Origin of the sequence: Mesorhizobium sp. M8A.F.Ca.ET.181.01.1.1, assembly GCF_004792025.1 — a bacterium.
Taxonomy (GTDB): Bacteria; Pseudomonadota; Alphaproteobacteria; order Rhizobiales; family Rhizobiaceae; genus Mesorhizobium.
On sequence record NZ_SRTV01000008.1, the window covers coordinates 98,997 to 122,532 of the forward strand.

The following is a 23,536-nucleotide window of genomic DNA, read 5'->3' on the forward strand; positions in this document are numbered from 1 at the left end:
TGCGCTCTGCTATCTCACCACGCGCTTCTCGAGCTTGCGGGCCAGAGTGCGGCGATGCAGGCCAAGCCGGCGCGCCGTTTCGGAGATGTTGAAGCCGGTTTCGACCAGCGTTTCGTGGATGCGCTCCCATTCCAGATTCTTGATCGAGGTGGGCCGGGAGGAGAGCGGTACGGAAACATCGCCCTCGGCCCGGCCGAAGGCGGCTTCGATGTCATCGGTGTTGGCGGGTTTCGCCAGGTAATGGCTCGCGCCGAGCTTGATCGCCTCGACAGCCGTGGCGATGCTAGCAAACCCCGTCAGCACGACAATCCTGATCGAAGCATCGCGGGCGCTGAGCAGCTTGACGCACTCCAGTCCGGAGCCGCCGGCTCCAAGCTTGAGGTCGACGACAGCGTAAGCCGGAACAGTTGTTTCGAGGGCGCTAAGCAATGCTTCCCGGTCGTGGCAGACGACGACGTCGTAATCGCGCTTTTCGAAGGAGCGCTTCAGCGTTTTGGCGAAGGTGGCGTCGTCCTCTACGATAAACAGGGATCGATCAGGCCTCACGATCATCTCCATCGGTCAGCGCCGCAAGCGGCAGCGAAAGAGTAACACAGGCGCCCTGTTCCATGTTGCGCGCCGAAAAATCGCCTCCCAGTTTCCGGACCACGTTCATGACGAGGAACAGGCCAAGACCGCCGCCCGGCCGTCCCTTGCTCGACATATAGGGTTGGCCGAGTGCTGCCAGAATACCTTCGTCGAAACCCGGCCCGCGATCGCGCACGGAAATCACCAGCTTGTCGCCCTGCCGCTCGGCGGTGACGCCGACCCAATCCTGCGACGCCTCCTGGGCATTGTCGAACAGGTTGAAGATGACCTGCTTCAGCGCCGTGTCGGATACGATCTGCTCGTCCGGGTCGAAATCGTTTTTGTATTCCAGCTTGAATGGCTGGCGACTCATGCGCCATTCCTCGACCAGATCGTCGAGGAAACCGCGAATGGTCGTGCGTATCGTTCCCTCGCCCCTCGCCTGGCCGGAAGACATCAGGATCCCGGACACGATGCGCTTGCAGCGCTCGATCTGGGCCTGCATCTCGGCCATGTCGGCCGCCATTTCGCGGTTGCGCGTGAGCGTGCGCATCTGGCGCCAGTCGGACAGGATGACGGATATCGTGGCAAGCGGCGTGCCGAGTTCGTGCGCGGCGCCGGAGGCCAGCAGGCCCATGCGCACGATGTGGTCCTCCTCGGCCGAGCGCTGGCGCAGATCGGCGAGATAGGCGTCGCGCTCGCGCAGATTGCGGTTGATGCGCGTCATGAAGATCACGATCAGTCCGGCCGCCAGCACGAAGCAGATGAACATGCCCCTGATATGCAGGGACAGGAGATCGCTGCCGCCATGATGCGGGATCGCGATCGGCTGGAAGAGGAAGATGAGGAAGACGAAGCAGGCCGATGCAGCCGCCACGAGGATCCAGGTAAACCTTGGCGTCAGCAGTGCTGCGCCAAGCGTGATCTGCAGGAGATAGAGCGATACGAACGGGTTGGACGCGCCGCCGCTCAGGTAGAGCTGCGTCGTCAGTGCCGCCATGTCGAAGATGAGCGCAACGAAGAGCTGGGTGTTGCTGATGGGCCTGGTGCCGCGCAGGACCAGCAGGCTGAAGATGTTGAGGCCCAGCAGGAAAAGCACCACGCCGGCCATCTCCGGCAGCGGCAGCGGGATATCGAACCAGTATTCCGTCGCCAGAATGGTGAGCACCTGACCCGCCACCGCCAGCCAACGCAGTTGGATGAGCAGGAACAGGTTCTTCCTGTTCGTTGCATCAGGGTGCGATACTGCCCCGTTCTTGCCGGCTAGGGATGCCGCCACCAGGGATTTGTCATGATGAAGCGCTTGCGTGGGGACGCTCATCTCGCGGGTCCTCGCCGTCGGCCGTGGCCGATCATCGGCCTGGCCAGGGCAATGGCGAGCATCGCAGCGAGCGCGAACCAGGTCAAAGCATAGACCAGGTGGCTGTTGCGAAAAGTCACGACGGTCAGTCCGCCGCGCGGCCAGCCCTCCATGCGTGACGCTTCCGCATCGACGAAATAGGGAGCGACATTGCTCGTCAAGCCGTGCGCGGTTGCTATGGCGGCGACGTCTCGCGAATACCAGCGATTGCCCGTGGTGTCGTTCTTGCGCAGGAAGCCGCCGCCGGGTTCGCTCATGCGCAACAGGCCGTCGATGACGGCCGGCGCGGTTGGGCCGCCTCTCTCCCGTTCGAACTCAGCCTTGCGCTCCAGGGGAATGAAGCCGCGGTTGACCAGCACGACGAAGCCACGGTCGGTCCGCATCGGCGTCAGCACCCAATAGCCGCCGCCAAGCTCCGTCACCGCCTGCACAAGCGTGTTGGCGCCGCCCTGGTAGCGTCCCGCCAATCGCACATGGCTGTATTCGTAACCGGCCGCGGTGATGCCGTTCCAGCTCTCCGGGCCAGGCGCATCGACAACCGGGGCATGAATGCGTTGGTCGACACGGGCGATCAGGTCGAGCTTCCAGACCCGCCTTTCCAGTTGCCATATGCCGAGCCCGGCAAACACCAGCACGCCGAGGAGCCCGAGCAGTACAAGGACAAGGCGCGACACGGACGACCTGCCGCCGCGCTCTTGCAGGACGGGACGCGGGCCGATGCCTGTTTGTCCGATCGCCTCGATGGTGGTCCTCCCAGAGCCCGCCGGGCTCATGGCATCTCGCGCATGTCGTGCAGCCCGGGCATCATGTTGGCGTTGAGATGATACATTACCCAGAGCGAACCGGTCAGCACGATGACAACCAGGATCAGCGTGAAGATCAGCGCCAGCATCGACCATCCGCCTTCCGAGGCGGTGTTCATATGCAGGAAGAAGACCATGTGGACCACGATCTGCACGACCGCGAAGGCCATGATGACGATGGCCGTGGCCTGCTTGTCATCGATGACGCCGCTCATGACCAGCCAGAAGGGAATGGCGGTCAGGATCACCGACAGGACGAAGCCGATCAGATAACTCTTGATCGATCCGTGTGCTGCCCCACCATGGGCGTGGCCGTGCCCCTCGGCATGATCGTGAGTGCTCATCGCAACATCCCCATCAGGTAGACGAAGGTAAAGACGCCGATCCAGACGACGTCGAGGAAGTGCCAGAACATGCTGAGGCACATCAGCCGGCGGCGGTTGGCCTCGATGAGACCGTGTCTCGCGACCTGGATCATCAGCGTCGCCATCCAGACTATACCGAAGGTCACGTGCAGGCCGTGCGTGCCGACGAGCGTGAAGAAGGACGACAGGAAAGCGCTGCGCTGCGGCGTGGCGCCTTCATGGATCATGTGCGCGAATTCGTAGAGTTCGATTGACAGGAAGGCCAGGCCGAACAGCATGGTCACGGCAAGCCAGGCTTGTGTCGCCGCGACGCGCCCCTTGTCCATGGTCAGCATGGCGAAGCCATAGGTGATTGAGGAGAAGAGCAGCATGGCGGTGTTGACCGCCACCAGATCGAGGTCGAACAGGTCCTTGGGCGCGGGCCCGGCCGCATAGTTGCCGCCAAGCACGCCATAGGCGGCGAACAACATCGCGAAGATCAGACAGTCGCTCATCAGGTAAAGCCAGAAGCCGAGCATGGTGGAGCCGCCTTCGGCGTGCGCATGCTCTTCTTCCAGGTGGAAGACCGGTTCGGTGTCGGCCGTGATTGCCGTCGATGTCATGCTCAAACCCTAACCCTGAGCGGCGAGGAGCGTCGTCCTCACCTCCTCCGTCTGCGAGACTTCGGCCGCCGGAATGTGGAAGTCGCGGTGATAATTGAAGGTATGGCCGATCGCCGTGGCGATGAGGCAGACGAAGCTCAGCGCCGCCAGCCACCAGATGTACCAGATCAGGCCGAAGCCGAGCGCGACGCTGAAGGCGGCTAGGATGATGCCGGTCCCGGTGTTGCTGGGCATGTGGATCGGTTTGAAGCCGGCGAGCGGCCTGATGTAGCCGGCCTGCTTCATGTCCCACCAGGCATCGTTGTCGCGAATGACCGGCGTGAAGGCGAAATTGTAGGCGGGCGGCGGTGAGGAGGTCGACCATTCGAGCGTGCGGCCGTCCCAGGGATCGCCGGTCGGATCGGCAAGCGCCTCACGCCTGCGGATGGAGACGAAGATCTGGATCAGGAAGGCGGCGATGCCGCAGGCGATCAGCACCGCGCCGAAGGCGGCGATGACGAACCATATCTGCAGCGAGGGATCATCGAACACACGCATGCGGCGCGTCACGCCCATCAGGCCGAGGATGTAGAGCGGCATGAAGGCGAACCAGAAGCCGACCACCCAGCACCAGAACGAGACCTTGCCCCAGAACGGATCGAGCTTGAACCCGAAGGCCTTGGGCCACCAGTAGGCAATGCCGGCGAACAGACCGAACAGAACGCCGCCGATGATGACATTGTGGAAGTGCGCGATCAGGAACAGGCTGTTGTGCAGCACGAAATCCGCCGGCGGCACGGCAAGCAGCACGCCGGTCATGCCGCCGACGACGAAGGTGAGCATGAAGGCCAGCGTCCACATCATCGGCAGCTCGAAGCGGATGCGGCCCCGGTACATTGTGAACAGCCAGTTGAAGATCTTCGCCCCGGTCGGGATCGAGATGATCATCGTGGTGATGCCGAAGAAGGAATTGACGCTGGCGCCGGAGCCCATGGTGAAGAAGTGGTGCAGCCAGACAAGATACGACAGGATGGTGATGACCACCGTGGCGTAGACCATCGAGGTGTAGCCGAACAGGCGCTTGCCGGAGAAGGTCGAGGTGACCTCGGAAAAGACGCCGAACAGCGGCAGGATGAGGATGTAGACTTCCGGGTGACCCCATATCCAGATGAGGTTCACATACATCATCGGGTTACCGCCGAAGTCGTTGGTGAAGAAGTTGGTGCCGACATAGCGATCGAGCGCCAGCAGCGAGAGCACCGCCGTCAGCACCGGGAAGGAGGCGACGATCAGCACGTTGGTGCAGAGCGACGTCCAGGTGAAGACCGGCATGCGCATCATCGTCATGCCGGGCGCGCGCATCTTGATGATCGTGCAGATCAGGTTGATGCCCGACAGCGTCGTGCCGACACCCGCCACCTGCAGCGCCCAGATATAGTAGTCGACACCGACGTCGGGACTGTAGCCGATGCCGGAGAGCGGCGGATAGGCAAGCCAGCCGGTGCGGGCGAATTCGCCGACGAACAGCGAGGCCATGACGAGGATGGCGCCGCCGACCGTCATCCAGAACGAGAAATTGTTGAGGAACGGGAAGGACACGTCGCGCGCCCCGATCTGCAGCGGCACGACGAAGTTCATCAGCCCGGTGACGAAGGGCATCGCCACGAAGAAGATCATGATGACGCCGTGGGCGGTGAAGATCTGGTCGTAGTGATGTGAGTTCAGGTAGCCCTCGGAGCCGTTGAAGGCGATGGCCTGCTGGAGCCGCATCATGATGGCGTCCGAGAAGCCGCGCAAAAGCATGACGAGGCCCAGCACCATGTACATGATGCCGATCTTCTTGTGGTCGACGCTGGTGAACCATTCGCGCCACAGATAGGTCCAGAGCTTGAAATAGGTGATCGCGCCGAGAAGCGCGATGCCGCCGAGCGCCACAGCGACGAAGGTGGCGACGACGATGGGTTCGTGCAGCGGCAGCGACTCCAAGGTGAGGCGGCCGAAAATGAATTTGGTCAGCGTATCGGGCATCGGCTGTCTCTCACAATTCACGCCGCAGCAGGCCGAGAGGCGGCGTATCCGCCTCGGCGCTGCGGCTGTCTGTTCCTGGCCGGAGCAGCCCCGCCCCGCGAAGCGGCGACAGGTGCTTCGCCGGCCAATAGCTCGGCCAGGCATCGCGCGACGCGCGTGAGACGGCAGCCGCCTCTTCCGCCGTGCAGATGCTGGCGACATAGGAGGGGTCGTTTCCGAACACCGCGCCACGCCGCGCGAGCTTGTCGTATTGCAGCGGCAAGGTGTTGCGCACACCGGCAAGACCGAGACCACCCTTGGCGTCGATCGACATCATCTCGTTCATGCACATCTTACCGCGCTCGACGCACAGATTGAGGATGGCGCCATAGAGGTCGGGATCGACGGAGGCGTAGTGCCGGACCGGTTCGTTCTCGCTCGGCTTTTCGAGTTCGAGATAGCTGTCGCGGTTGAGCGCCGCCGACGCGGTCCTGGCCTGTGCCACCCACTGGTCGAAGGCCTGGTCGGACAGGCCGTGGAAGGCGAAACGCATGCCCGAAAAGCCGGCGCCGCTGTAGTTGGCGGAGAAACCGCTATAGGTGCCCGGCCGGTTGATGACGGCGTGCAGCTTCGTCTCCATGCCCGGCATTGCATAGATCTGTCCGGCAAGGGCTGGAATGTAGAAAGAATTCATCACCGCCGACGAGGTGATGCGGAAATCGATCGGCTGGTTCACCGGCGCCGCCAGTTCGTTGACGGCGGCGATGCCGTAATCCGGATAGATGAAGAGCCATTTCCAGTCGAGCGCCACGACCTCGACCCTGAGGGGCTTGTGAAGCTGAGTGACGGGCTGGCCGGGTTCGATCCGGTCGATGCGGCGGTATGGGTCGAGCAGGTGGGTGCCGAGCCAGGTCAGCGCGCCAAGGCATATGATGATGAGGAGCGGTGCCGCCCAGATCACCAGTTCCAGTTTCGTCGAATGGTCCCAGTCCGGCGCATAGGTCGCCGAGGCGTTGGATTGCCGGTAGCGCCAGGCGAAAAAGACAGTCAGCGCCATGACCGGCACGATGATGATCAGCATCAGCAGGGTCGAGACCACCAGCAGGTCGCGCTGCTGGGCCGCGACATCGCCCGCCGGCGCGAGCACGACCATATCGCAGCCGCTCAACAGCCCTGCCAGGGAAAGCAGAAGCAAGGCTCCAAATCGTTTCATCAGACACTGCCCTCGATGGATCGCCGCAGCGCGTTGCGATGTTGCAGTGCGGTATCGACAGAGGGCTACTGCCGGCGACGGCACGGTGACATTGGACAATTTGTCCAATGCCCAGCCGGGCCGGGTCTGGCGCAGTGTGCATTGCACAATGGGCTTGCTACAAATGCGTCCCAGGTATTTCATCCACGCGGTGGCGACGGACAAGATGGCTCAGACTTCGACTGCCGAAACAAACAGCGAGCTGATCGGCTCGCATCATGGCCAGGTCAGTGCGGGCGATATCGCGGTCGGCGTGATCGTGGGCAGGACGTCGGAATTCTTCGACTTCTTCGTCTATGCGATCGCGTCCGTCATCGTGTTCCCCAAGCTGGTGTTTCCGACGCATGATCCGCTCGTCGGAACGCTCTACTCCTTCGCCATCTTCGCGCTGGCCTTCATCGCCCGTCCGTTCGGCTCCGTCCTGTTCATGGCCGTCGATCGCGCCTACGGTCGCGGTGCGAAACTGACGATCGCGCTGTTCCTGCTCGGCACCTCGACCGTCGCCATCGCGTTCCTTCCCGCCTATGGCGATATCGGCGCGGTCGCGATCTGGCTTTTGGCGCTGGCACGCATCGGGCAGGGCGTGGCGCTCGGCGGGACGTGGGACGGCCTGCCCTCGCTGCTGGCGCTGAACGCGCCACGGAGCCGGCGCGGCTTCTATGCCATGATCCCGCAACTGGGGGCTCCGATCGGCCTCATCGTGGCCAGCGCTCTCTTCGCCTTCTTCGTCGCCAACCTGTCGGCCGACGACTTTCTTGCCTGGGGCTGGCGCTATCCGTTCTTCGTCGCGTTCGCCATCAATGTCGTGGCCCTGTTCGCCAGGCTGCGCATCGTGGTGACGCCCGAATTCTCGAAACTGTACGAGAGCGGCGACCTCCAGCCGACGCGCATAAGGGACACGATCAGGGCCGAGGGCCGCAATGTCGTTATCGGCGCCTTCGCGCCGCTGGCGAGTTTCGCCCTGTTCCACATGGTGACGGTGTTTCCGCTCTCCTGGGTGTTCCTGTTCACAAATGAGGGGCCGGCGCGCTTCCTGGCGATCGAGGCGGTGAGCGCGCTGTTCGGCATCGCCGCCATCGTCGCGTCAGGCCCGCTCGCCGATCGTGTCGGACGCCGCGCGCTGCTCGGCGGTTCGGCGATCGCCATCGCGACGTTCAGCGGCTTTGCCCCGCAGCTGCTGGATGGCGGCACCGTTGGCGAGGCCCTGTTCATGGTGCTGGGCTTCATCCTGCTGGGGCTGAGCTTCGGGCAATCGTCGGGTGTCGTCGCATCGAGCTTTTCGCGACAGCATCGCTATACCGGTTCGGCGATAACCTCGGATCTCGCCTGGATGTTCGGCGCCGGCTTCGCGCCACTCGCGGCATTGCTTTTGGCCGGCAATTTCGGCCTCATCGCCGCGGGCGCCTACCTGCTTTCGGGCGCGGCCTGCACCTTGCTTGCCTTGTGGATCGATGGACGGCGTTCGGCCGCGGACCGTCCGACCGACTGAACGCTCTATGGCGGCGAGGGTCAGCGAGCGTCGCAGGGCGGCTGCCCCGCCGGTCAGCGGAACATCGAACCGCCATCGACGTCGAGCGCCGCGCCATAGACGAAGCTCGCGGCGTCGGAGCACAGGAACAGGATCGCGGCGGCCATGTCGTCGGGCCGGCCCATCCGGCGTATGGGCAAATTGGCCGCGATGCGGTCCTTGAGGGCCGGATCGATGTGGGAATGCATCGGCGAATCGGTCGGCCCCGGATTGAGGGCGTTGATGCGCACCGCCTTTCCCGCCAGTTCGCGCGCGACCGACTTCACCAGCGACAGCGTGCCGGCCTTCGAGGCCGCATAGGCCGTGTCGGCGATAAGGCCGCCACCGCCATGCACGCCGGCGTCCGATGCCACGCAGACGATGTTTCCCCCGCCGCTGCCCTGCATGCGCTGCACCGCGCCCTGGACCGTGAAGAAGGTGCCCAGCAAGTTGACGCCCAGCACGCGCTGCCAGTGCGCCCAATCCTGGTCGGGGATTCGCTTGGCGGTGATGATCGCGGCACAGGTGACGACATTGTCGAGCCGCGCCAGCCTGGCATCGCAATAGTCGAACATGCGCCCGATGCTGTCGGGATCACCCATGTCGGCCACCACCTTGTGCGGCGTCCCGGCCATCCCGCCCAGCTCGTCATGGCGCCTTGCAAGGCCTTCCGCATCACGGTCGCACATCACGACCTCGGCCCCCTTGGAGAGGAATGCACGGGCGGTTTCGAAACCCATGCCGCTCGCGGCACCGGTCACCAGCACGGTCTTGCCGGCAAAGCTGTCCGGGGCAAATGTGGCGTATACGTCGATCATGATTTCTCCATGAGATCGAAAGAGGGATGGCCAGCCGTAGGCGAGGCCTGTGACGTTGGCGCGAGCCGGTTCAGGCCTTCAGGTGCAGCGTCACCAGCACTGTACATTCGGCGCCGCTGTCGAACCTTGTCGCGACGCGCAGCCAGTTGCCGAAATGGGCTAGCCGCGCCATCGCCACGGCGTCGCGCTCCTTTGGCATCGGAAACTCGGTGCCCTCGCGCAGCCAGTGCATGCCGTCCGGCGAGACCTCGACCCATGCCGTGGCGATGGGGCCGACGGGTTGCTTGAGTGCCCGCACGAAGAAGATCGCCTCGCGCGCCCATCCCGCCTCGTAGGGCTCGCTGGCGGCTTCGCCACGCCAGCACTCGTTGCGGGAGACGACCGCGGTGATGTTCTCGGGCAGCATCAGAAATCTCCCGAAATGCAGATGGAATCGACGTAGAGGAAGGCCCGTTTGGCGACGTCGGTTTCGGCGAAAAGGCCGAAGTTGAGCATGCACCACAGGTTCTTCATCGCCGGGAGGCGGATCGAATCGAAGCCCGAGAGATCAAAGCTGCGATCGTTGCACCTGAGCCCGAGCGCCGTCATCGTTGCCAGATCGAAATCGAAGCACAAATACGTCCAGTTCACCTTGGTGGGGATTTCGTTGTAGCAGAGACGCTGCGATCCGCCGGGAAGATCGACCCAGCCTTCCGGCGACAGATGGTAGTGGCTGATCGTCTTGTTGTCGGTGCCGATCGGGGTGATCCTTTCGGTCTCGCGCTTGTACTGCCATTTCTGCAGATGCTGGCCGTCGAGCGCGTTCAAGAAGCGCAGATGCGGCATGACGCGATCGTTGTTGCCGTCCTGGTCCCCACCTTGCAGATCGAAGAGGAGGCCGACGGAGCGCACGTCGGTTTCGGACAGCTTCAGCGTGTTGGCCTCCGGCTTGAAGGTAAAATAAATTTCGAAACGGATCGGCCCGCGTTTGCGGAATGTGTGGCGTTTGATGGCGACGTTGCGGGCGCCCGCCACCGGTCGTGTCGCGATCTTGAGGGCATAGGACGAATCCATCCCGCCATGCGAGCCGGCGTCCCAATGGGCGAGCGTCGACAGCATCGCGCTAGTGTGCTGCGCGTAGCCCGGCAGCATGGTGTCGAGATCGTCCTCGTAGTTGCCGACAAGCTGCGACCAGCCGCAATGACCGCGCGCGAAATTGTCGAACGACAATATCCGCGGCAGCGGATCGAAACGGCTGAGCGCGGGGTCCGCGCGCAGCAGCGCCAGGCGCATCGCCTCGGTCAGGTCGCCGGTCTGGTCTGGAGTCTGGTTCTTCATCTGGTCTTCGGCCTCATTCGGCTTTCAGTTTCTTGACGGCTTTCCAATCGATTTCGATGCCGAGTCCGGGTTTTTGCGGGACATCGAGCGTACCGTTCTTCTGCCTGACGCAGCCGGGCGCGAGATCGGCCAGATGCGTCTTGAACGGGCTGGCATCACACTCGCATTCCATCACGCCGAAGTTCGGCATCGCGGCAGCCATGTGGACGCTCGCGGTCTCGCAGACGATGCCGGACATGCCGATATGCGGAGCGTAGCGGACGTCATGCGCGGCGGCATATTCGGCCATGCGGCGCGTCTCGGAGATGCCGCCGGCGCGCGCCACGTCGGGCTGCAGCACCGACAGTGTGCGGTTGGCGATCAGGCGTTGCGCCTGGTCGAGGGTGAAATTGCTCTCGCCCGCGGCCAGCGGTACGTCGCAGCGCCGACGCAATTCCTCATAGCCCTGCTCGTTCTCCGGCTGCAGCGGCTCCTCGAACCAGAAATAGCCATTTGCCGAAAGCGCGCGGCCAACCTCGACGGCCTCGTCCAGATTGTAGGCCCAGTTCGCATCGACACAGAGCCCGATCGCGTCTCCGGCCCGCTTGCGGATGCGCTCGATGCGCTTGCAAGCGTCGCGCACAGGACGCGCCATCTTGACCTTGACGCGTGTAAAACCCTCGGCGACGTAGCGGTCGAGTTCAGCGTCGGCGGCTTTGTCGTCAACCCAGTTGACGGCCGCCGCGTAGACGTCGATGCAATCCCGTCCGACGCCGCCAAGAAGTTTGGCGATCGGCTGTCCGGTTGCCTTGCCCAGTATATCCCATAGCGCGATATCGACGCCGGCGATGGCCTCGATCAGCATACCGCCTGCCCTGCCCGACAAAGCGCGGCGCATCGACTGCCACAAGGCGCCGATATTGCGGGCGTCCTGGCCGAGCAGGCGCGGCCTGAGCGAGCTTTCGATCAACTCGACATAGGCCTTGGGTGAAAATCGCGCCAGGGTTTCGCCGACCCCGACAATGCCGTCTGTGGTGCGCACTTCGACCAGAACCAGCGACACCTTTTCGTAGACGCCCCATGACGTGACCGTAGGCCTGGGCAGCGTCTGACTGAGGGGATGGGCTATCACCTCGGCAATCTTCAGCGGCCCGGCCGCGGTTGGATCGCTCATGCGCATCGATACCAGACTTCCCTCGTCCCTGCGGATGGCTCGTCATAACGCTAACTTATAAACTTAGCAACCAGAAAACTTAGTTGCTATGTTTGGGACAATCGTGCTAGGCAGCCAAAAGAGGATCCCGAATGGCCACAGAAGCAGCACGCAAATCGATTTTCGCCGTGAAGCCCGCGAGCCCATCACGCCTTGCGGATGGGGTCTCCGATGCAATCGCAGCGGCGCTGTTCGACGGACGCATCGCCCCTGGCGAGGCGTTGCCGCCGGAAGGCGAGATCGCCCGGGAGTTCGGCGTCTCCAAGCCGATTGCACGCGAGGCGCTGCGCCAGCTGACCAGCGCGGGCCTGGTGTCGACGCAGCAAGGCAAGGTCGCGCGCGCGAAGGCGCTCAGTGGCGAGCCGATGGACCGCATCTATGCCTATGCCGTCCGTTCAAGCCTGACGCGGCTTCAGGAAGCCAACGAGATGCGCCGGGTCATCGAGGTCGGCATCGCCCGGCTGGCCGCCGAGCGCCGCGATCCGCGGGGGCTGGACCTGATGCGCCAGGCTTTGCTCGACATGCGGGCCGGCATTGGCAAACCGGGTGATTTCACACAGGCCGACATCATGTTCCACCTCGGCCTCGCGACAGCCACTGGAAATTCCATGATCCGCATCCAGATGGAAGGGATGCGTTCGGTCCAACGGGAGGTTTCGGAGCTGTTCTCACGACGCTCCAATCGCACCGAGGCGGATTGGCGCGCCACCGTTGAACGGCACCAGGCAATCCATGACGCGATCGCGGCGGGCGACACCGACCTCGCGGACCGGCGCGTCCACGAACACTTCGACGCGGCCGACATCGCTTCGTTCGAGGTCGCCGACAAGCTCGGGGAGCCGTCGCCTTGAGCCAGGACCGTTTTTCCCTTGCCGGTCGTCGAGCGCTGGTCACTGGCGCCAGCTCCGGCATCGGGCGCGCGGTTGCGATCGCCCTTGCCCAGCAGGGGGCCACGGTCGCGCTGCACCATTTCGGCGACGCCGCTGGCGCGCGCGACACGGCTGCGGCCATCGGTCTCGGCACCGTTGTGCACGAGGCCGATTTCACCGACAGCAGGGCAATGTCGGCCTTCGCGGACGAAGTCGGCGACGGCGCCATCGACATCCTGGTCTCGAACGGCGCGATCGAGCGACGCCGTGCTTGGGACGAAGTCGACGAAGCGCATATCCAGGCACATGTCGCGGCCAACTTCACGGCCCTGTTCACCTTGGCCACGCGGCTGGTTCCAGCCATGGCAAAGCGCGGATGGGGGCGCGTGGTGGCGACCGGCAGCGTGATGGCGAGGCGGCCGCGCGCCGAAACGATCGTCTACGCGTCGCTGAAGGCGGCGCAACTGACGGCGGTGCGCGCCATGGCGCGTGACGTCGCGCCGCACGGCGTCACCATGAATGTGGTATCGCCCGGCGCGATCGAGACGGAGGCCACCGCCGAGCGGTACCGGGACGCCGCTTTCCGCCAGGCAGTGGCGGCGAAGATTCCCGCCGGACGCCACGGCCAGCCCGACGACGTCGTCGGCGCTTTCGTTTTCCTGTGCAGCGACGCCGCCCGCTACATCACCGGTGCCGACATCCCCGTCGATGGCGGTTGGACGATCGGTGACGCGCCCGGTGCCTTGCCAGGAGCGACAGCATGACCACACGCCGCCGGCCGGGCCATTGATATCGCGCCCACAGTTGTTGAGTGACCATCAGCGTTTCGGGAGGAAATCATGAAGACCGCAATCAAGCTCGCACTATCGGCCGTGGCGCTGTGCGCCCTATCGGCACAGTCGATGGCCCAGGAACTCCGGATGACGGTGTGGACCGGCAACGAGGCCCATCTCAAGATGCTGAACGGCATCGCCGCGGGTTTCATCGCCAAGCACCCGGGCGTCACGGTGAAGTTCGAGACCGTTCCGGTCGCCGACTATACGCAGAAGCTCACCTTCCAGGTCGCCGGCGGTAACGCCCCCGATATCGCCTGGATGATGGAAGATGCCGCACCGGCCTTCGAGAACGCCGGCCTGCTCATGGACATCGGCCCGACGCTGAAGGCGACCGAGGGATACAATTTCGAGGATTTCTCCGAGCCGGCGATGGCGCTCTGGCAAAAGGACGGCAAGGTCTACGGCATGCCGTTCTCGACCTCGCCTTTCCTGATTTACTACAACAAGGACATGTTCGACAAAGCGGGTCTCGAAGATCCCAACCAGCTTGCCGCGAAAGGCGAGTGGAACATGCAGAAATTCCAGGAGGTCGCCAAGCAGGTCACCGACGCCAATCCCGGCAAATGGGGCTTCGAGTTCAAGGACGGCGAAGGCTATGCATCGCGCATGACGCACGCCTTGCTGCCACCCGTGCGCGCCTATGGCGGCGATCTGTGGGCCAACGGCCAGTGCGGCCTGGACAAGCCGGAAGCGGTGGCCGCCGTCAAGCAGCTCCACGACATGGTGTTCAAGGACAAGTCGATCGTGCCGCCGGGGGAACAGGGCGACTATTTCTCCGGCAATTCGGCGATGACCGTGAACCAGATCTCACGGGCCTCGAAGATGCCCGAGGCGGGTTTCAAATGGGGCATCGCTCCGCTGCCTTCGGGACCTGCCGGCGAGGCTCCGGTCATCGGCCAGGCCGCGCTGACCGTCTTTGCATCGGGCAAGAACACGGAGCTCGCCGCCCAGTTGGTCGCCGAGATGACCAGCAGGGACAATGTGGCTGTCATGGCGCAGTTCTTCCCGCCGGCCCGCAAGAGCGTTCTGGAGAGCAACGCCTTTGTCAATTCCAACAAGCTGATCCCGCCGGAACAGATGAAGAGCGTGGCCGCTGCGATCGTCAACGGCCGCGTCCATCCCTCGCATGAGCATGTGCCGCAGATCTTCGCGGCGATGGCGCCGCGCGTCGACGCGTTGTGGCGGGCCGACGCCAATGTCGAAGACGCGCTGAAGGGCGTCTGCGCAGCCATCCAGCCGCTGCTCTGACAGGGGCTCCGCTTCGTGGCCGGCAAGGCATTCCGGGACAATGCGGCGCGCGCTGCGGGCGCGCCGTGGTTGACCTTGAAGACCAGGGAAATGCTTGAAGCGTGGCTGTTCGTCAGCCCGACACTGATCGGCTTCCTGATCTTCTTCCTCGGCCCGCTGGTCGCCATTTTCTACTATTCGACGACCGAGTGGAACCTGCTCAGCCAGCAGGCGACGTTCGTCGGGCTCCGCAATTTCCACAACGTCCTGCTGGAGAATCCCGACTTCTGGCATGTCGTGCGCAATTCCGTGATCTTCGCGCTGGGGCTCGTGCCCCTGAACATGGCACTGGCGCTCTCGCTTGCGCTGGCGCTGTCGCGGCCGTTCTTCGGCGTCGTCTTCTTTCGCACGGTATTCTTCGCGCCGGTGGTCACGTCGGCGATTGCCTGGGCGATCGTCTGGAAATTCATGCTGCAAGGTGAAGGCGGCGCCGTGAACCAGATGCTGGCCTGGATCGGCATAAACGGTCCGAACTGGCTGCGCGAGCCCAACTGGGCGATGGCGGCGGTCATCGTCACCCGCGTCATCAAGATGGTCGGGCTCAACATGATCCTCTACATCGCGGCGCTGCAGTCGATACCGCGCGACTACGAGGAAGCGGCGACGCTGGAAGGCGCTTCGCGCTGGCAGGTCTTCCGCATGATCACCTGGCCGCTGCTTGCGCCAACGACGCTCGTCATCATGGTTCTGACGACGATCGGGTCGTTCAAGGTGTTCGACCACATCTACCAGATGACCGGCGGCGGCCCGGAAAACGGCACGCTGGTACTGGCGTTCTACATCTACCAGCAGGGCTTCAAATTCTTCAACGTCGGCTACGCGGCCGCACTGGCGCTGATCATGTTCGTCATCGTCATGGCGCTGACCCTGGTGCAGGTGATGCTGCGGCGGAGGGATATGGAGTGACCGCGCGCCGGACCGAGATCCTCTATCGTATCTGCTGGACCGTGGCCCTGCTGCTGCTGGCGGTGCCCTTCGTGTTCCCGTTCCTGTGGATGATTTCCGGTGGCTTCAAGAGCACCACCGAAATCTTCGGCACGCCGACCTTGATCCCGCGCATCTGGCGCTTCGAGAATTTTGTCGAAGTGTTCACCTATCAGCCCTTCGCGCGGCAGTATTTCAACTCGCTCTACATTGCCGCGACGGTGACGGTGCTGACCCTGTTCATCGCCTCGCTGGCAGGCTATGCGCTGGCGCGCATCCGTTTTGCGGGTGCGGGTCTTTTGATGCTGTTCCTGGTGATGGCGCTGATGGTGCCGGAGGAGGTCACCATCATCCCGAACTTCTTCCTGATCCGCGCCATGGGCCTGATCGACACGCACTGGCCGCTCGTCCTGCTGCCGGTCTTCGGCCCGCAGGGCGTGGTGGCGACGTTCCTGATGCGCCAGTTCTTCCTGGCGCTGCCCAAGGAACTCGAGGATGCCGGCAAGATGGATGGACTATCGCGCTTCGGCGTCTGGTTGAAGATCGCGCTGCCCATGTCGCGGCCGGCGCTTGCCGCGGTCGCGATCATCACTTTCCTGCATTCGTGGAACCTGTTCCTCGAACCGCTGATCTTCCTCAGCTCGCTGGAGAAGTTCACGCTGCCGCTGGCGCTGTCCAATTTCAACGACAGCTACGGCCTGCCCCTGTGGAACCTGCAACTGGCGGCGACGAGCCTGGCGGTGGTTCCCATCCTCATCATCTATCTGATCGCCCAGCGCCAGATCATCGAGAGCTTCGCCCTCTCCGGCGTCAAGGGATAAGGGACGTCATGACAAAGGTTCTGCTCAAGGACATCCGCAAGAATTTCGGTACTGTCGAGGTCATCCGCGGCGTCGACCTCGAGATCGAGGATGGCGAGTTCGTGGTCTTCGTCGGTCCGTCGGGATGCGGGAAGTCGACGCTGCTGCGGCTGATCTCCGGCCTTGAGCATATCAGCGACGGCGAACTCCACATTGGCGGCCGCCTGGTCAACGAGGTGCCGGCGGCCAGGCGCGGCGTGGCCATGGTGTTCCAGTCCTACGCGCTCTATCCGCACCTGACGGTCCGCGACAACATGGGTTTCGGTCTCAAGGTCCGCAAAGTGCCGGCCAGTGAACGCGCCCGCCGCGTCTCTGAAGCCGCCGCGACGCTGAAGCTCGAACCGTTGCTCGACCGTTTCCCGCGTCAGTTGTCGGGCGGACAGCGCCAGCGCGTGGCCATCGGCCGGGCCATCGTCGGCAATCCGGACGTCTTCCTTTTCGACGAGCCGCTCTCGAACCTCGATGCCGAACTGCGTGTCCACATGCGCTCCGAGATCGCGGCGTTGCACCAACGCCTGTCGACGACGATGATCTATGTGACCCACGACCAGATCGAGGCCATGACGCTTGCCGACAAGATCGTGGTGTTGCGCGACGGCAGGATCGAACAGGTCGGCTCGCCCCGCGACCTCTACGACAGCCCGCGGACCATCTTCGTCGCTCAGTTCATCGGCAGCCCCAAGATGAACATTCTGCCACTTGCCGACGGACAGCCGATCGCGCTTGGCGCGTCGGTCCCCGCGACGGCCACGTCGGTCGGCATTCGACCCGAGCACCTGTCGCTGGGCCAGCCCTCGAACAGCACGTTGCGCGGCAAGGTAGGGCTGGCGGAATATACCGGCGCCGTCACGCTGCTCCATGTCGCGCTGGATGGGGGCCAGACCTGCCTCGTCATCCACAATCAAGGACCGGCGCCCGAAACCGGCGCCGAGGTCGGCCTGCGGGCCGAACCCGGACATCTGCATTTCTTCGACAAGGAAGGACGGGCGGTCTGATATCTGCCGCGCGATCAAGCAGCGCGACGCTCCTGCGATCCGTGCCTTACGATCTATCCCGCCGCCAGCGCCGTGACTTCCCGCCGAAACGGCAATGCGTCGCCGATGTCGGGTTCGTCCAGCTCGCGGGCGAAGCGGTGGCCGGCATAGGTTGCCCATGCGATGGGCCCCGGTGCTTCGGCGTCGCCGATGACCTTGACCGAACGGATGCCATTGTCGGCCCACTCGTTTTCCCGGACCTTGAGATCGCGCCAAACGGCGTCGTCCTGATTGCGAGAGGTGACCAGGACGACGGCGTCCGCCGCCAGATTCTGCGTTGCGCCGGTGTAGACGCAAGCCGTCACGACACCGCCTGAAGCGACACTCACGACGCTCCTGTTGAGCACGATATCGACCCCGAGCTCCGCCAGGCGGCGGTGGATGGCACCCTGCTCCAGCGTGTTGCGGGTCCAGTCCGAGACATAGGCCGATGGCGTCACCAAGGTCACCTTCGTTCCCTGACGGGCCATCAGCTCGGCGAGTACGCCGCCCATGTAGTAGTGGTCGTCGTCGAACAGCACGACCTTGCCGCCTGGTACCTTGCCGGCCATCAGATCATCGGGCGTATGAACCGACATCGCGGCGTCGATCGGCATCGGCACGACATGGGCACGCGCGACGCCATCGCGGCGCCAGGTCGATCCGGTGGCGATGGCGACGTTCTGGAAGCCGAAGGACAGGATGTCATCCGCCGTCAGCCGGCTTTCGAAATAGATGTCGACATCAGGCATCTGGCCGAGCTGATGCTGCCGATAGTCGCGCACCCTGCCCCAGGCGGACAGGCCTGGAAGTTTGCTTTCGCGCGCCACGCGCCCGCCAAGCTCGGTACCTGCTTCCGCGATGGCCACCTTGTAGCCGCGCATGCCGAGCGCACGCGCGGCCTCCAGTCCGGCAGGCCCGGCGCCGACGATCAGCACGCTGTCGCTGTCGCCCTTGGCCTGCATGCGCTCCGGATGCCAACCCTTGCGCCATTCCTCCATGAAGGTCGGGTTTTGCGTGCAGCGCGAGATCGACATGGTCATGTCGCCGGTGATGCAGATGTTGCAGCCAATGCATTCGCGGATGTCCTCGATGCGGCCCTCCTCGACCTTCCTCGGCAGGAAGGGATCGGCGATCGACGGGCGGGCGCAACCGATGAAGTCGAGCGTGCCTGACCTGATCATTCTCACCATCACGTCGGGCGAGGTGAAGCGGCCGACGCCGACGACCGGCTTCGAGGTCAGCTTCTTGATGCCCGACACCAGGTTTTCCTGCGCCGCCTCTTCCTTGAAGCGCGACGGGCCGGAGCAATCCTCCCAGGCGCCGTGCGCGAGATCCCACAGATCGGGCAGGTCGGCATGCATCTCGATCATGTCGCGGACTTCCGAATTGGCAAAGCCGAGCTCGCCGATCATCTCGTCCAGCGACAGCCTGAGCGTCAGGCCGCAGGTGTCGCCGATCGCGTCGCGCCCTTCCTCGATCAGCTCGCGCATCAGCCGCGAACGGTTTTCCAGCGAGCCGCCATATTCGTCGCCGCGCTGGTTGGTGGCCGTCGACAGGAAATGCTGGATGATGCCGAAACCGTGCGCGCCATAGAGGCACACCAGGTCGAAACCCGCCTGCTTCGCGCGTTTGAAGGCATTGCGGTGCCAGCGACGCAGGTCGCGGATGTCCTGCTTGTCCATGGCGCGTGCCTGCACCGGATCGTTGGTGAAGGTGCGGATCGGCAGGGCCGACGGCCCTCGCGGCACCTCCTTGGTGTAGAGGTTGGGACCGTTGATCCCGGAATAGGCGAGCTGGATGCCGGCCAGCGCGCCGTGCTCGTGCATGGCTCTCGCCATCTTGGCCAAGGCCGGAATGTCGGCGTCGTCCCATAGCCGCAATTCGATGAAGGGCGTGATCTCGGAAGTGTGGTGCATCTCCGTCTGCTCGGTGAAGATGACGCCCCATCCGCCTTCCGACTTGATGCGGCGCATCTCGGCCGCGGCCGACGGATCTCGATAGCCGCCGCCATTACAATGCGGAACCTGATAGAAACGGTTCTTGGCCGTTACCGGACCTATCTTCATCGGCTCGAACAGGATGTCGTAGCGTTGGTCGCGCATGGTGCTTCCTCCGTGCCGGCCCGGCACTGCCGGTCCCGCCGAGACTACTCATAGATTGGAGCCGGCGCGGGAAAACTACGGATTTCTTCTGCGCCGATTAGGACGCGCCTAATCGCGCGCGCCGGCGCGGATTAGTCTGTGTTGAACCGGGGCTGAGCGAAATGCGACTTCAGGGCATTGGCGGCATGGTGCTAGACAGCCAGGACCTCACAGCGAGACTGGAACATGGACAGTATCAGGATACTCGAAAGGCTGATTGCATTCCCGACGGTGAGCCGCGACTCGAACCTCGACCTGATCGGCTATGTGACCGACTTGCTCGAAGCGAACGGCGTTGCCTGCCAGATCGTCCGCAGCGCGGACGGACACAAGGCCAACCTCTTTGCCACCATCGGCCCGGCCGACCGGCCCGGTGTCATGCTGTCGGGCCACACCGACGTCGTTCCCGTCGACGGCCAGAACTGGACGCTGCCGCCGTTCGAAATGACCGAGCATGACGGCAAGCTTTATGGACGCGGCGCTGCGGACATGAAGGGTTTTGTGGCCTGCGCGCTCGCGGCCTGCGTCAAGGCCTCCAAGATGGCGCTTCGGACGCCGCTGCATCTGGCGCTCTCCTATGACGAGGAAGTCGGCTGCCTGGGCGTGCGCGACCTGATCGAAATGCTGAGCGCGGCGCCGCAACGCCCGCTGCTGTGCATCGTCGGCGAGCCAACCAACATGCAGGTGGCGACCGGGCACAAGGGCAAGCTTGCCGCTCGCGCCATCTGCAGGGGACGCGAAGGCCATTCGGCGCTCGCCCCACTGGCGCTCAATGCCATCCATCTCGGCTGCGATTTCGTGCGCGCCTTGCGCGACGAACAGGAGCGGCTGGCCCGCGACGGCGCCCGCGACGGCGACTACGACATTCCCTACACGACGGTGCATGTCGGCAAGATCAATGCCGGCGTCGCGCTCAACATCGTGCCCAACCTGTGCCAGGTCGATTTCGAGATCCGCAACGTTGCCGCCGACAATGCCGCCGGCATTCTCGACAGGCTGCGCATTGCTGCGGCGCGCATCGCTGAGGACGCGGCTTCGATCGCGGCCGAGGCCGCGATCGAAATCGAGATCACCAATACCTATCCGGGCCTCGACACGCCGGCCGCATCGGCGGCGGTGGCTTTCGTCAAATCGCTGACTGGTGCCAACGACACGATGAAAGTCGCGTTCGGCACGGAAGGCGGCTTGTTCAGCCGCGATCTCGGCACGCCTGCCGTCGTCTGCGGGCCGGGCTCGATGGCGCAGGGACACAAGCCGGATGAATTTGTCAGCGTCGAACAGCTGCGGCGTTGCGACGGGATGCTGGACAGATTGCTGGAACGGCTCACGGACGGCTGGCCGTGATGCGAATGGCAGCCCTCACTTCACGATGCGTTCGGTGCCGAAGACACCCTGCTCGACGACGAAGCGGCGGCAGTGGTCGATGAAGGCCTGCACCGTCAGCGTGCGATGCTCGGCGTTGGGCAAGGCAATGCCTATGGTCAGCGGCCTGAGGTCCCCCAGCAAAGGCACGAAGACCAGCAATTTTCCGTCCGGCGACATGGTGTTGAGCGGCCGCATATTGGCGATACCGTAGCCGAAGCCATTGGCAACCATCGAGCGCATCACGGCGATGTCGCCGGTGCGCTCGACGATCTTGGGCCGCAGGCCCCTGGGCTGGAAAGCCGACAGGAAGTATTCGCGGCTGTAGGGCAGATCGAGCAGCACCATCGGCTCATCGACCAGTTCCTCGGGGGTGATGCCTGCCTTCGCCGCCAGGCGATGCGCGGCCGGAAGCATCACATAGGCCGGCAACTGCATCAGCGGCTCGAAGGTCATGTCCTGCGACAGCTCCAGATCGTAAGTCAGCGCGGCGTCTATCTCGCCACGCTGCAGCATCTCGAACAATTGGCCCTGGTTGCGTTCGAATTGCCGGACGCGCACATCGGGATAGGCATCCTCGAATTTCTTGCGCAGCGCCGGCAGCACGATCTGCGCGAAAGTGAGCAGGCAGCCGATCGCCAGCGGTCCGCGCACCTTTTCGGCGATGTCGCCGGCAATGTCGTGCAGCGCGTCGGCATCATTGAGCAGCCGCGCGGCTTCCTTGAGAAACAGGCGTCCGCCCGCGGTGAGCGCCAGGGCATGCGAGTGCTTGCGCACGAAAAGCTGGACACCGAACTCGGCTTCGAGCTGAGCGATCGACGCCGAGATGGACGGCGGCGAGACATTCACCTGCTCGGCCGCCTTGGCGATCGAACCCGCTTCGCCAACGGCGACGAAATATTCGAGCTGTCTGAGCGTAAAGCGGAGCGGCATGGTTCTATGTTGCCGGTTTGCGGCTGGTGATCAAGTCGCGGCCACTCCTCAGTACTTGATCCAGGTGGTCTTCAGCGCGGTGTATTTGTCCAGCGCGTGCAGCGACAGGTCGCGCCCGAAACCGGACTGCTTGAAACCGCCGAAGGGAGTCATCGGGCTCAGCGCATCGACGGTATTCACGGAAACCGTGCCCGCGCGCAGCCTTTCCGCGAGGCGATGCGCCCGCGACAGGCTGTCGGTCCACAGCGATGCAGCCAGGCCGTAGACACTATCGTTGGCGATGCGAAGCGCCTCGTCTTCGGTGTCGAAGGCGATCACCGACAGAACCGGACCGAAGATCTCGTCGCGGGCAAGCGGGTCGTCGGGCGACACGTTGTCGAAGATCGTGGGCTGCACGAAACTGCCGCGCCCATCGACGGCGACCCGGTCGCCGCCGGTCACCAGCCGTGCCGACTTCCTGCCGCCATCGATGAAACGCATGACGGTCGCGGCGTGGCGCGCGTCCACCATCGCACCCATCCTGGATGCTGGGTCGAGCGGATCGCCGGGCTGGGTCGCGGTTGCGCGCTCTGCCAGTTTCTCGACCAGCGCATCCTTGATGCCGCGTTCCACCAGAAGCCGGGAATTGGCCGAGCAGACCTGTCCCTGGTTGAAGAAGATGCCGAAGGCGGCCATGTCGGCGGCCGCATCCAGATCGCCGCAATCCGCGAACACCAGATTGGGGCTCTTGCCACCGGTCTCCAGCCAGACCTGCTTCATGTTCGACTGGCCGGAATATTGCAGGAACATCTTGCCGACAGCGGTCGACCCCGTGAAGGCGAGGCAATCCACATCCATGTGGCGGCCAAGCGCCTGGCCAGCCGTCTCGCCGAGGCCGGGCACGACATTGAGCACGCCGGCGGGCAGGCCCGCCTCCATGGCAAGCTCGGCCAGCCTGAGCGCCGAGAATGGCGATTGCTCGGCGGGTTTCAGCACCACCGAATTGCCAGCGGCTAGCGCGGGCGCGCATTTCCAGGTCGCCATGTCGAGCGGAAAGTTCCACGGCACAACGGCGCCCACGACCCCAAGCGGCTCACGCCGCACCAAGGCGAGGTCACCCCGGCCCGTCGGCGCCACCTCGTCATAGACCTTGTCTATCGCTTCGGCGTACCACTGGAAGATCGCCGCCGACCCCGGCACGTCGATTGTCGCCGCGTCCTTGATCAGCTTGCCCATGTCCAGCGATTCCAGCAGCGCCAGCTCCTGCAGGTTCTCGCGCAGCAATTCCGCCAGCCGCAGCAGCACCTGCTTGCGATGCTGAGGGCTCGCTCGCGACCAGACGCCAGCCTCAAAACTGCGCCGCGCCACAGCGACCGCGAGGTCGATGTCCTCTTCGCCGCAGGAAGCAACCTCGGCGAGCGTTGCGCCCGTGGCCGGATTGATGCTGGCGAAGGTCCGGCCAGAGCGGGCGGGCACCGCCTTGCCGTCGATGAACGCCCTGTCGCGAAAGCGGATCGCCGACGCCTTGCCGATCCAATCCTTATGACTGAGTTCGCTCAT

The 23,536-nt window shown here is 64.0% G+C and carries 22 protein-coding genes; 8 read left to right on the forward strand and 14 right to left on the reverse strand.

Annotated elements, in window-relative coordinates; translation table 11 throughout:
• Nucleotides 1–9 precede the first annotated feature (9 nt).
• Genes EN824_RS25620 through cyoA form a run of 7 tightly spaced genes read right to left on the reverse strand, consistent with a single transcriptional unit; the run spans nt 10 to nt 6,896 of the window.
• The gene (locus tag EN824_RS25620) at nt 10–546 is read right to left on the reverse strand and encodes a response regulator transcription factor (RefSeq protein ID WP_189343529.1); all 537 of its coding nucleotides are present in this window, start codon (nt 544–546) and stop codon (nt 10–12) included.
• Nucleotides 536–1,888 carry an ATP-binding protein gene (locus EN824_RS25625; protein WP_135932845.1) on the reverse strand — a complete coding sequence of 451 codons (1,353 nt, stop codon included), beginning with the start codon at nt 1,886–1,888 and terminating at the stop codon, nt 536–538. Before EN824_RS25625 ends, EN824_RS25620 begins: the two co-directional genes overlap by 11 nt.
• Complete coding sequence (locus tag EN824_RS25630) at nt 1,885–2,700, reverse strand: SURF1 family protein (protein WP_135932846.1); 816 nt, start codon at nt 2,698–2,700, stop codon at nt 1,885–1,887. Before EN824_RS25630 ends, EN824_RS25625 begins: the two co-directional genes overlap by 4 nt.
• Nucleotides 2,697–3,074, reverse strand: coding sequence for a cytochrome o ubiquinol oxidase subunit IV (gene cyoD / locus EN824_RS25635; protein ID WP_135932847.1), 378 nt, complete (start codon nt 3,072–3,074; stop codon nt 2,697–2,699). The genes EN824_RS25630 and cyoD overlap by 4 nt, the downstream gene beginning before the upstream one ends.
• Nucleotides 3,071–3,697, reverse strand: a complete 627-nt coding sequence (gene cyoC, locus EN824_RS25640; protein ID WP_127870887.1) for a cytochrome o ubiquinol oxidase subunit III — start codon at nt 3,695–3,697, stop codon at nt 3,071–3,073. The genes cyoD and cyoC overlap by 4 nt, the downstream gene beginning before the upstream one ends.
• 9 nt (nt 3,698–3,706) lie before the next feature.
• Nucleotides 3,707–5,704 carry a cytochrome o ubiquinol oxidase subunit I gene (cyoB, locus tag EN824_RS25645; RefSeq protein WP_135932848.1) on the reverse strand — a complete coding sequence of 666 codons (1,998 nt, stop codon included), beginning with the start codon at nt 5,702–5,704 and terminating at the stop codon, nt 3,707–3,709.
• Between the two features lie 10 nt (nt 5,705–5,714).
• Complete coding sequence (gene cyoA, locus EN824_RS25650; protein ID WP_135932849.1) at nt 5,715–6,896, reverse strand: ubiquinol oxidase subunit II; 1,182 nt, start codon at nt 6,894–6,896, stop codon at nt 5,715–5,717.
• Between the two features lie 205 nt (nt 6,897–7,101).
• Between cyoA and EN824_RS25655 the strand changes: the two genes are divergently transcribed.
• The gene (locus tag EN824_RS25655; RefSeq protein WP_127871029.1) at nt 7,102–8,424 is read left to right on the forward strand and encodes an MFS transporter; all 1,323 of its coding nucleotides are present in this window, start codon (nt 7,102–7,104) and stop codon (nt 8,422–8,424) included.
• Nucleotides 8,425–8,477: 53 nt separating this feature from the next.
• On the opposite strand, the gene EN824_RS25660 is transcribed toward EN824_RS25655, so the two are convergent.
• The 4 genes from EN824_RS25660 to EN824_RS25675 all read right to left on the reverse strand — a co-directional run bounded on the left by EN824_RS25660 (nt 8,478) and on the right by EN824_RS25675 (nt 11,730).
• Nucleotides 8,478–9,260 (reverse strand): SDR family oxidoreductase, encoded by a 783-nt coding sequence (locus EN824_RS25660; RefSeq protein ID WP_127870884.1) that lies wholly within the window; start codon nt 9,258–9,260, stop codon nt 8,478–8,480.
• 70 nt (nt 9,261–9,330) lie between these two features.
• Nucleotides 9,331–9,666: a hypothetical protein gene (locus EN824_RS25665; protein WP_135932850.1), complete on the reverse strand. Its 336-nt coding sequence runs from the start codon at nt 9,664–9,666 to the stop codon at nt 9,331–9,333.
• Nucleotides 9,666–10,532, reverse strand: a complete 867-nt coding sequence (locus EN824_RS25670; protein WP_127871028.1) for a DUF6772 family protein — start codon at nt 10,530–10,532, stop codon at nt 9,666–9,668. Before EN824_RS25670 ends, EN824_RS25665 begins: the two co-directional genes overlap by 1 nt.
• Nucleotides 10,533–10,590: 58 nt before the next feature.
• Entirely contained in the window at nt 10,591–11,730 is a 1,140-nt protein-coding gene (locus EN824_RS25675) for a mandelate racemase/muconate lactonizing enzyme family protein (protein WP_135932851.1), read from the reverse strand.
• Between the two features lie 131 nt (nt 11,731–11,861).
• Here EN824_RS25675 and EN824_RS25680 point away from each other — a divergent pair, with 131 nt between their 5' ends.
• The 6 genes from EN824_RS25680 (at nt 11,862) to EN824_RS25705 (ending at nt 17,540) form a co-directional block, all read left to right on the forward strand.
• A complete protein-coding gene (locus tag EN824_RS25680) occupies nt 11,862–12,620 on the forward strand; it encodes a FadR/GntR family transcriptional regulator (protein ID WP_135861871.1) in 759 nt (252 codons plus the stop codon).
• A complete protein-coding gene (locus EN824_RS25685; RefSeq protein WP_135932852.1) occupies nt 12,617–13,402 on the forward strand; it encodes an SDR family oxidoreductase in 786 nt (261 codons plus the stop codon). Before EN824_RS25680 ends, EN824_RS25685 begins: the two co-directional genes overlap by 4 nt.
• A 75-nt stretch (nt 13,403–13,477) precedes the next feature.
• Complete coding sequence (locus tag EN824_RS25690) at nt 13,478–14,722, forward strand: sugar ABC transporter substrate-binding protein (RefSeq protein ID WP_135932853.1); 1,245 nt, start codon at nt 13,478–13,480, stop codon at nt 14,720–14,722.
• A gap of 90 nt (nt 14,723–14,812) precedes the next feature.
• Nucleotides 14,813–15,667 carry a sugar ABC transporter permease gene (locus tag EN824_RS25695; RefSeq protein WP_127275847.1) on the forward strand — a complete coding sequence of 285 codons (855 nt, stop codon included), beginning with the start codon at nt 14,813–14,815 and terminating at the stop codon, nt 15,665–15,667.
• A complete protein-coding gene (locus tag EN824_RS25700) occupies nt 15,664–16,506 on the forward strand; it encodes a carbohydrate ABC transporter permease (RefSeq protein WP_135861877.1) in 843 nt (280 codons plus the stop codon). The genes EN824_RS25695 and EN824_RS25700 overlap by 4 nt, the downstream gene beginning before the upstream one ends.
• An 8-nt stretch (nt 16,507–16,514) precedes the next feature.
• Entirely contained in the window at nt 16,515–17,540 is a 1,026-nt protein-coding gene (locus EN824_RS25705) for an ABC transporter ATP-binding protein (protein ID WP_135861879.1), read from the forward strand.
• Nucleotides 17,541–17,593: 53 nt separating this feature from the next.
• Here EN824_RS25705 and EN824_RS25710 read toward each other — a convergent pair whose 3' ends face one another.
• A complete protein-coding gene (locus EN824_RS25710) occupies nt 17,594–19,663 on the reverse strand; it encodes an FAD-dependent oxidoreductase (protein WP_135861881.1) in 2,070 nt (689 codons plus the stop codon).
• Nucleotides 19,664–19,888: 225 nt separating this feature from the next.
• Between EN824_RS25710 and argE the strand changes: the two genes are divergently transcribed.
• Nucleotides 19,889–21,046, forward strand: a complete 1,158-nt coding sequence (gene argE / locus EN824_RS25715) for an acetylornithine deacetylase (RefSeq protein WP_127870876.1) — start codon at nt 19,889–19,891, stop codon at nt 21,044–21,046.
• 15 nt (nt 21,047–21,061) lie between these two features.
• On the opposite strand, the gene EN824_RS25720 is transcribed toward argE, so the two are convergent.
• Both EN824_RS25720 and EN824_RS25725 read right to left on the reverse strand, forming a co-directional pair.
• Nucleotides 21,062–21,997, reverse strand: coding sequence for a LysR family transcriptional regulator (locus EN824_RS25720; protein WP_015316459.1), 936 nt, complete (start codon nt 21,995–21,997; stop codon nt 21,062–21,064).
• 48 nt (nt 21,998–22,045) lie between these two features.
• Nucleotides 22,046–23,536, reverse strand: coding sequence for an aldehyde dehydrogenase (locus tag EN824_RS25725; RefSeq protein ID WP_127870875.1), 1,491 nt, complete (start codon nt 23,534–23,536; stop codon nt 22,046–22,048).